Annotated in this window: 7 protein-coding genes and 3 pseudogenes; 4 read left to right on the top strand and 6 right to left on the bottom strand. The window is 33.6% G+C overall.

Annotated elements, in window-relative coordinates; all coding sequences use genetic code 11:
- Positions 1-242 precede the first annotated feature (242 nt).
- The 3 genes and pseudogenes from ON07_RS08985 to ON07_RS15055 all read right to left on the bottom strand — a co-directional run.
- Positions 243-988, bottom strand: a pseudogene (locus tag ON07_RS08985) (uroporphyrinogen-III synthase).
- Between the two features lie 22 nt (positions 989-1010).
- Entirely contained in the window at positions 1011-1133 is a 123-nt protein-coding gene (locus ON07_RS17935; RefSeq protein WP_394330131.1) for a DUF4271 domain-containing protein, read from the bottom strand.
- Between the two features lie 7 nt (positions 1134-1140).
- Positions 1141-1611: pseudogene (locus ON07_RS15055) on the bottom strand (DUF4271 domain-containing protein); the annotation flags it as partial.
- Between the two features lie 160 nt (positions 1612-1771).
- On the opposite strand from ON07_RS15055, the gene ON07_RS08995 reads away from it, so the two are divergent.
- From ON07_RS08995 to ON07_RS09005, 3 genes are read left to right on the top strand one after another with little or no spacing between them, the layout of a single operon-like run.
- Positions 1772-2503 carry a polyprenol monophosphomannose synthase gene (locus ON07_RS08995; protein ID WP_010230308.1) on the top strand — a complete coding sequence of 244 codons (732 nt, stop codon included), beginning with the start codon at positions 1772-1774 and terminating at the stop codon, positions 2501-2503.
- Positions 2503-3846, top strand: coding sequence for a dihydroorotase (locus ON07_RS09000; RefSeq protein ID WP_010230311.1), 1344 nt, complete (start codon positions 2503-2505; stop codon positions 3844-3846). The genes ON07_RS08995 and ON07_RS09000 overlap by 1 nt, the downstream gene beginning before the upstream one ends.
- Before the next feature lie 7 nt (positions 3847-3853).
- Complete coding sequence (locus ON07_RS09005; RefSeq protein WP_010230313.1) at positions 3854-4333, top strand: DUF4296 domain-containing protein; 480 nt, start codon at positions 3854-3856, stop codon at positions 4331-4333.
- Here ON07_RS09005 and ON07_RS15060 read toward each other — a convergent pair.
- Positions 4330-5067, bottom strand: a complete 738-nt coding sequence (locus tag ON07_RS15060) for an SDR family oxidoreductase (RefSeq protein WP_316928123.1) — start codon at positions 5065-5067, stop codon at positions 4330-4332. The two genes, ON07_RS09005 and ON07_RS15060, sit on opposite strands and share 4 nt — an antisense overlap.
- A complete protein-coding gene (locus ON07_RS17780) occupies positions 5051-5350 on the bottom strand; it encodes an NAD-dependent epimerase/dehydratase family protein (protein ID WP_316928124.1) in 300 nt (99 codons plus the stop codon). Before ON07_RS17780 ends, ON07_RS15060 begins: the two co-directional genes overlap by 17 nt.
- A gap of 132 nt (positions 5351-5482) precedes the next feature.
- Here ON07_RS17780 and tyrS point away from each other — a divergent pair, with 132 nt between their 5' ends.
- Positions 5483-6796: a tyrosine--tRNA ligase gene (tyrS, locus tag ON07_RS09015; protein ID WP_237708894.1), complete on the top strand. Its 1314-nt coding sequence runs from the start codon at positions 5483-5485 to the stop codon at positions 6794-6796.
- Positions 6797-7103: 307 nt separating this feature from the next.
- Here tyrS and ON07_RS15065 read toward each other — a convergent pair.
- A pseudogene (locus tag ON07_RS15065) lies at positions 7104-8085 on the bottom strand (LuxE/PaaK family acyltransferase).
- Between the last annotated feature and the right edge of the window lie 264 nt (positions 8086-8349).

An 8349-nucleotide genomic window follows, 5' to 3' on the forward strand; every position in this document is an offset into this window, starting at 1 on the left:
AAAAAGAATTTCATGAAATTTGAAGATAATGCTAATAAAGAAATCCTTTCTGGAGGGCCTTTAGTGTAGTAAGCATTAAATAATATATTTGAAACCCGATAAATTTTAAGGATTTATCGGGTTTTTTAGTTGTTGATTTTGTTAGTTCTGAGGTAGCCTCTTTTTAAAATGACTGATATTTGAAAAGTAAAAGCCAGATAAATTTTAATTTATCTGGCTTTATTAATTGTGAAAAAAGCTGTTTATTTCTTGTTAGCTTCTTTTATATATTTCTGAAGCGCATCGTCATAGATGGAGTTTCCGGAGTTGGAGCTTTTATATTGCATACCAAACCGTGTTCTTTTGCTGCCTTAATTGTCGTATTTCCAAAAACTGCAATTTTTGTGTCTTTTTGCTCGAAATCAGGGAAGTTTTCAAACAACGACTTTATTCCACTTGGGCTAAAGAACACAAGGATATCATAAGTAACATGTCTTAAATGTGAAAGATCACTCACTACAGTTTTATAAAAGACTGCTTCTTTCCAGTCTACACCTAATTTGTTAAGTATTTTAGGCACATCTGGCTTCAACATGTCTGAGGCCGGTAAAAGAAATTTTTCGGTCTTATATTTTTTAATATACGGAGACAGCTCAGAGAATGTGCGCTTTCCAACATATATTTTTCGCTTTCTGTATACTACATACTTCTGTAAATAATATGCAACAGCCTCACTTAAACAAAAATATTTAAGCGTGTCCGGCACTTTAAAGCGCATTTCATCTGCTATTCTAAAAAAGTGATCCACCGCATTTCTACTTGTTAAAATGATCGCAGTATACTTAGTAAGATCTATTTTTTGTTGCCTAATATCTTTGGAGTTTACCCCTTCAACGTGAATAAATGGTATGAAATCAATTTTTACTCGTTGCTTTTCCTCCAACTCAAAATAGGGTGAATTCTCTATTTTAGGCTCTGGTTGAGATATTAAAATTGTTTTCACTTTCATATACTTATAAATTTTAGAATTCCTAGTGCTTCATAATTAGCTTATACAAAATAACATAGGGAGCAATTTCGAGAGCGCAAATGTACAAAATAAAATAGAAAGAAAAGCGAGAGATTAGTCTGAGGTTTTTTTTTAACAATCGCATACAGGGTGTAGGAAAGAGCGATAATTAAAAGCGAAAAAATCAGATAAAAAAGCGGCATTCTAGGTATATCGCTATATACAAGAAATAGAGATAATCCAAAGATAATCAGGGAGATAAAATTAAGATAAGTCTGTCTCTGGAAAATATAAGTATCTATTATTTCATCTATGTCAAATACGTTAGCAATAATTTTTTCTACGGTAATCTTTAATAAAGTAATAAAACTGTAAGCGGTGATTATTCGCAGTAATAAATTCCCTGAATTATCTAAAAACTGTACTTCAAAGATCCTAAATGTTAAAAAAACGAATAGAGAAACACTTAAAACATGTACTGTTAGCATTAAAATATTAAAACCAAATAAGAGTTTATACTCTTTGGATTTTATCACCAAAAATTTTTCTGTTGCTGCAAGCGATGTGAAATCTTCGAATCTATTGTTAAATAACACTTTAGCAAGCGTTAATAATAATAGCACCAGTAGAATAATAATTGTAAGTAAGTCGTTTGAGGTAATATATCGTTCTATTGCTTCCAATTACAAATTTTTACAAATGTATAATTAATACTGCTAAAGTTGAAAGTAAAATTAAACCTGAAAAGGACAAAAATGGTTACATTTGCCCAAAATTTCTGGCATGTCTAATGGGATAATCATTATACCCACCTTTAACGAAATTGAAAATATAGAACGCTTGATTAGGAATATATTTTCCTTGCAGCGTAAATTTCATATTTTGGTGGTAGATGATAACTCTCCAGACCGAACTGCTGATAAGGTTAAAGAACTTCAAGCCGAATATTTTGGCTTGTTGTTTTTAGAGGAAAGACAGGGAAAACAAGGATTAGGAACAGCATATATACATGGTTTTAAATGGGCATTGGCTCATAAGTATGAATATGTTTTTGAAATGGATGCCGATTTTTCACACAACCCGAACGATCTCATTCGGCTATATAATACCTGTGAGAAGAATGGTGCAGATCTTTCTATTGGTTCCAGATATGTAACAGGTGTGAATGTAATTAACTGGCCAATGAGTAGGGTGTTACTTTCGTGGCTGGCTTCAAAATATGTTCGGTTTATCACGGGGATGAACATTCATGATACCACTGCGGGTTTTGTTTGTTACAAAAGAACTGTTTTAGAAAGTATAGATCTGGATAAAATTCAATTTGTAGGGTATGCGTTTCAAATAGAGATGAAATTTAAAGCATATCTACAAAATTTCGACATTAAAGAAATTCCGGTAATTTTTACCGACAGAACAAAGGGGAGTTCTAAAATGAGTGGAGGAATTATTTCTGAAGCTGTTTTTGGAGTAATTAATATGAAATTAAAAAGTCTTTTTAATAAGGCATCAAAATAATGAAGAAGGTTTTAATTAAAAACGCACGAATTGTCAATGAAGGGACAATTATAGAGGGAGACGTATTTATTGAAAATGGGATTATCGTTGAAATAGCCGATAGCATTAGTGCTAAATATCCGGATTTAACGATGATCGATGCAGAAGGGAATTATCTTATTCCGGGTATTATAGATGATCAGGTGCATTTTAGAGAACCGGGATTAACACATAAGGAAACTATTGAAATGGGATCTCGCGCTGCAATTGCCGGAGGAATCACTTCTTATATAGAAATGCCAAATACCAATCCGCAGACTACAACCATAGAAAAGTTACAGGAGAAATTCGATTTAGCCAAGAATTCTTCATATGCTAACTATTCTTTTATGTTTGGTGGTACCAACGATAATTTGGAGGAAATTTTAAAGGTAGACCCTAAAACTACTGCTGCTCTAAAATTATTTTTGGGCTCTTCTACAGGAAATATGTTGGTAGACGACGCCAAAGTATTGGAGCAAATCTTTTTAAAATCGCCTTTAATGATCGCCGTTCATTGTGAAGACGAAGCGACAATTCAAAAGAATTTAGCTGAATGTATCGAGCGTTATGGAGAAGATATTCCTATAGAATTACATCCTAAAATTAGAAGTGAAGAGGCTTGTTATATTTCTTCATCTAAAGCGGTAGCGCTAGCTAAGAAAACCGGAGCTAGATTGCACGTTTTTCATCTTTCTACTGCGAAAGAGGTAAAATTGTTCAGCAATAAATTGCCTTTAAAAGACAAAAAGATCACTGCCGAGGTTTGTGTACATCACCTTTGGTTTAACGATTCAGATTATCAGAAGAAAGGAACATTTATAAAATGGAATCCGGCCGTTAAAACGAAGAAAGATCAAGATGCTTTATTAAAAGCATTATTAGATGATCAAATAGATGTAATCGCTACAGATCACGCACCTCATACAAAGGAAGAAAAGAAAAATGTGTATACAAAAGCTCCAAGTGGAGGTCCTTTAGTACAGCATGCACTTCCGGCAATGTTGCAAATGCATCATCAGGAAAAGATAAGTCTTGAAAAGATAGTTGAAAAAATGTGCCATAACCCGGCAATCTTATTTCAAATTGAAAAAAGAGGCTTTATTAGAGAAGGTTATAAAGCAGATCTTGTTTTAATCGACCTTAATGCTCCTTGGGCTGTACAACCAAGTAATACAGTATATAAATGTGGCTGGTCTCCTTTTGAGGGAGTTACTTTTAAATCTAGAGTTACCCATACCTTTGTAAATGGTAATTTGGTGTATAATAACTTCAAATTCATGCCTTTTACTCAGGTAGCAGAACAGTTAACATTCGATAGATAGTAGAAATATGAAATTTTTAAAGGTATTTATAATTGCTTGTTTCTTGAGCTCCTGCCAAAATATAGAGGAGGTCAAAAAACCGGATAATTTAATATCTGAAGATAAAATGGTTGAGGTGCTTACAGAATTGAATTTATTAAACTCTGCAAAGAATTATAATAAACGAATTTTAGAAGAAACAGGCCTTCAGCCGGACACCTATCTATATTCAAAATATAAAATCGATAGTTTGCAATTGGCAGAAAGCACAACGTATTATGCTAAAAAATATGATAAATTTGATGGAATTTATCAGAAAGTGAAGCAAAATCTGGAAGGTATGAAGGCTAAATTAGAGGTCATTCGTGAGGAAGAACAGCGAATTGAAGACTCCATAAGATTGTTGGATACAAAAGACACTTTAAATATAGATAGTTTAAAAATTCCAGAAGCTATTTTAATTGACAGCCTCGGTTTGCAACCGCAAAGTGAAGATATTAATTATTAAAGCTTTTTTTCTGTTTTAAATAAAGCTCCAGTTTCTAGGATCACATTTTTCACCGGAGTAAAAGAAAAACCTGTTTTCTCAATAATTTTCTCGTTGCTGTAATAAGAATGCATGAATAGAGATTTATAATCGTTTTTTGACAGCTGTTTTTTTGCTCCCCATAGTAAATTTGCAGTGCTCTGATACATCCACCCAATAAATATCATCCAGGGTTTTAATGCTGTTTTTGGTGCTTTTTTCTGAAGACTTTCTGCAACCCATTCTAAGATCGTTTTAAAACTCAAGTTTTCGGACACTAAGATAAATTGTTCGTTTTCTATAGCTGAATCCATGAGAGTAATAGAAGCTCTCGATACATCTTGCACTCCTACAAAACCAGTGGTCTTTGGGAAATGATATTTTAAGCCTTCATCTATTTTTTTAAATAATTGTCCGCTGCCTGAATCCCAAAAGCCTGGGCCAATTATTACTCCGGGATTTACAATTACGGCAGGAAGACCTTCTTGAGTTCCTCTCCAAACCTCTATTTCGGCTCCATATTTAGAAATAGCATAGTCACTATGCGTTTTCTCGGGATGCCAGGTGTAATTTTCAGAAATTTTTTCGTCTCCCAAAGCAAGATCCATAGTAGCTATGGAACTAATATGGCAAAGTTTTTCAACTTTAAATTTTATACAAGAGTTTACAATATTGGCTGTTCCTTCAATATTTGTAATCCTAAGTTTTTTTTGCATTAGTAGCATCAAATGATACTATCGCAGCACAATGATATACATATTTAATGTTTTGGAACGCCTCATTTAGCGATGGGATATCTAAAATATCTGCTTGCACCCATTCTATAGAATCGAATAAAAAAGTGGCTTCTTTATCTGGGATATAATAGGAAAAAACCTTTTTCACCTCAAAAAGTTTGCTCTCTGTTCTATAGATTGCCCTAACGTTTTGTCCAGATTTTGCTAAATCTAAAAGTAAATGTGAGCCCACTAATCCCGTGCCTCCTGTAACTAAAATCATAAGGTAAATATAGCTATTTCAACTTAGGAAAAATGACAGTTATTGGTATCTTTACCGCTATTTTCTATTAGAAATTGGAATTCATTATTGATTAAAGAATTCAGAATAAGACAGAAAAAAAGAGATTTGAGAATGAAAAATGATAATAAGAAACCTATGAATTTTGTTGAGGAAATTACCTGGAGAGGCATGATGCACGATGTGATGCCTGGAACCGAAGAGCATTTATTAGAAGAAATGCGTGCTGCATATATCGGTTTCGATCCTACCGCAGATTCTTTACATATTGGAAATTTAGTGCCAATTATGTTGTTGGCACATTTTCAGCGTTGTGGTCATAAACCGGTAGCATTGGTAGGTGGTGCAACAGGAATGATTGGGGATCCTTCCGGTAAGTCTAGCGAAAGAAACCTTTTGGATGAAGCTACCTTAAGACACAATCAGGAATGTGTAAAAAATCAACTTTCTCATTTTCTGGACTTTTCTTCAGGTGAGAAAAACGAGGCAACTTTAGTGAATAACTACGATTGGATGAAAGAATTTTCTTTTCTGGATTTCATAAGAGATGTAGGGAAGCATATAACCGTGAATTATATGATGTCTAAGGATTCTGTGAAAAACAGAATTTCCGGGGAGGACACCGAAGGGATGTCTTTTACAGAATTTACCTATCAATTAGTTCAGGGTTATGATTTTGTTCATTTATACAGAAATCATTCTTGCACCTTGCAAATGGGGGGAAGCGACCAATGGGGAAATATTACAACAGGAACCGAACTTATTCGAAGAATTGGAAACGGAAAAGGCTATGCGCTTACCTGTCCTTTGATCACTAAGAGTGATGGAAGTAAATTTGGTAAGAGTGAAGGTGGCAATGTTTGGTTGGATGCAAAAAGAACTTCTCCTTATAAGTTTTATCAATATTGGTTAAATACCAGTGATGAGGATGCCGAAAAATATATTAAGATTTTTACATTTTTAGATCAAAAAACAATCGAGGATCTTATTGCAGAACACTCCAAAGAGCCTCATTTAAGATCTCTTCAAAAGCGTTTATCCGAAGAGGTTACAATTACAGTACATGGCAAGGAGGATTTTGATAATGCGGTAAAAGCCTCAAATGTTCTCTTCGGAAAAAGTACAGCAAATGATTTTAGAAGTTTAAACGAAGCCACTTTTTTAGATATTTTTGAAGGAGTACCACAAGCAGAAATCGAACGAGCAGATGTAGATGCAGGATTGGACATGATTGCTGCTTTAGCTGCTAAAACCGGGTTTTTAAATTCGAATGGAGAGGCAAGAAGAGCATTAAAAGAAAACTCAATCTCTGTAAATAAAGAAAAAGTAGGGGAGGATTACCTTATTTCTGAAGCAGATCTCATAAATAACAAATATGTTATTTTAAATAAAGGTAAGAGAAACACCTATATTTTAAGAGTGGTATAATGCAAAAGCCCTTAAACATTAAGATGTTCAAGGGCTTTGCAACTAACTAACCAATCTAATATGAAAAAACTCATATAGCTTATTGTAAACAAAAACCTAACCAAAAATTATGTTTACAATTATTAGTTCGAAAAATTTCTTTTTCATTACATTTTTTTGAAAGTTTTTTCTGATATTTTTGACCTCATTGAGGTCATTAATTTCGGTGTCTATAATTATTGGGATGTCTTCAATTTTTGAATAAAATTATAGCTCACAACCTTTGTCGCGAGTTTCTTTATTTGGGAGAGATAGTTATTTTAGGAAGCTAAAGCACCATGAGGTTGCAACCGCGAATATCGCTATTATCAAATCTTCCCATAATCTCTATTGAAGAATTATTATCGCTCTTTTTTCCAAGGTCTTGAGTTGCGATAAATGAGCAGGAATTAATATTTGCAAGATCTATCACATTAATGCCGCCGGTACTATTGTTTTCAAGATAAGATTGCGCGTCTTCCGGATCCCGGATCAAGATCTTCATCCATGGAGGGCAGTCAAAAACTCCATTTCCTGTGGAATATGCTTGAGACAATAATTCGGTCATTCCATATTCACTATGGATGCTAGCAACTCCAAAACCTTTTTTAAGAATACTATGCAGTTCCTCCCGAATCATTTCTTTACGCCTTCCTTTCATTCCTCCAGTTTCCATAACTATGGTATTCTTCAATTGGAACTGAAAGCCTTCAACAAGATCTAATAGGGCAAAGGAAACACCAATAAGCAAAACTTTTTGGCCGTTGTTATCTAAGGAGATCAGTTTTTCCTTTAATTCTGAAAGATTATTAAGATAGAATCCACTATCCGGGTGGGCACTTTTTTTTAATTAAATGCTGAGCCATGTAAATTAAGGAAGAACCATCCCGCTCCAGATAAGAGGGCAATAAAGCTAAAACCACATACTTTTTAATGTCTCCATAAAATTTTTTAAAGCCTAGGTTAAAACTCTCTTCATAAATAGCAAGATCTGTAAGATGATGTTTACTGGTCATGCTGCCAGTAGTCCCACTACTTGTAAATGTTTTCTGAATAGTTTCTTCAGAAGATAATATAGTATGAGACTTAAAAAGATCTATAGGTAAAAATGGAATTTTTTCAATCTTATCTACCTGCTTCAAATCTATTTTTAATAAATCTGAAAACTTTCGATATACCCGATTGTTGGCATATTGAAAATTGAAAATTTCCAGCGCAACTTTATTGAAATCTTCATTAGAAGAAATAGAAAAAATCTTTTCTGGATTCATTTTTGGGTTTTGAAGAAAATGAAGGTAAAGGTAGAAATAAAACTGATTGTCGGGTAGTTAGCCAGTTATTACTTTTGGAATAAATTCAACTTTTTAGTCATGCTGTCCCGACGCTTCGGGAGTTTCAGTATCCCAGTTATTCGGGAAAAGACTCTGAAACAAATTGCTATCGACGTATTTCCAAGAATTTAAAAACACTCCCTTTGGTCGATAAAAATCTGTTTAATTATTAACAGTGTTCATTTTTTTGATTGTCCAAAAAAA

The sequence above is a fragment of the Gillisia marina genome, assembly GCF_000258765.1.
GTDB lineage: Bacteria > Bacteroidota > Bacteroidia > Flavobacteriales > Flavobacteriaceae > Gillisia > Gillisia marina.

Coding starts and splice junctions, on each gene's coding strand:
- ON07_RS15060 (WP_316928123.1), bottom strand. CDS start 5,067: ATGCAAAAAAAACTTAGGATTACAAATATTGAAGGAACAGCCAATATT.
- ON07_RS17780 (WP_316928124.1), bottom strand. CDS start 5,350: ATGATTTTAGTTACAGGAGGCACGGGATTAGTGGGCTCACATTTACTT.
- tyrS (WP_237708894.1), top strand. CDS start 5,483: ATGAAAAATGATAATAAGAAACCTATGAATTTTGTTGAGGAAATTACC.
- ON07_RS08995 (WP_010230308.1), top strand. CDS start 1,772: ATGTCTAATGGGATAATCATTATACCCACCTTTAACGAAATTGAAAAT.
- ON07_RS17935 (WP_394330131.1), bottom strand. CDS start 1,133: ATGCGATTGTTAAAAAAAAACCTCAGACTAATCTCTCGCTTTTCTTTC.
- ON07_RS09005 (WP_010230313.1), top strand. CDS start 3,854: ATGAAATTTTTAAAGGTATTTATAATTGCTTGTTTCTTGAGCTCCTGC.
- ON07_RS09000 (WP_010230311.1), top strand. CDS start 2,503: ATGAAGAAGGTTTTAATTAAAAACGCACGAATTGTCAATGAAGGGACA.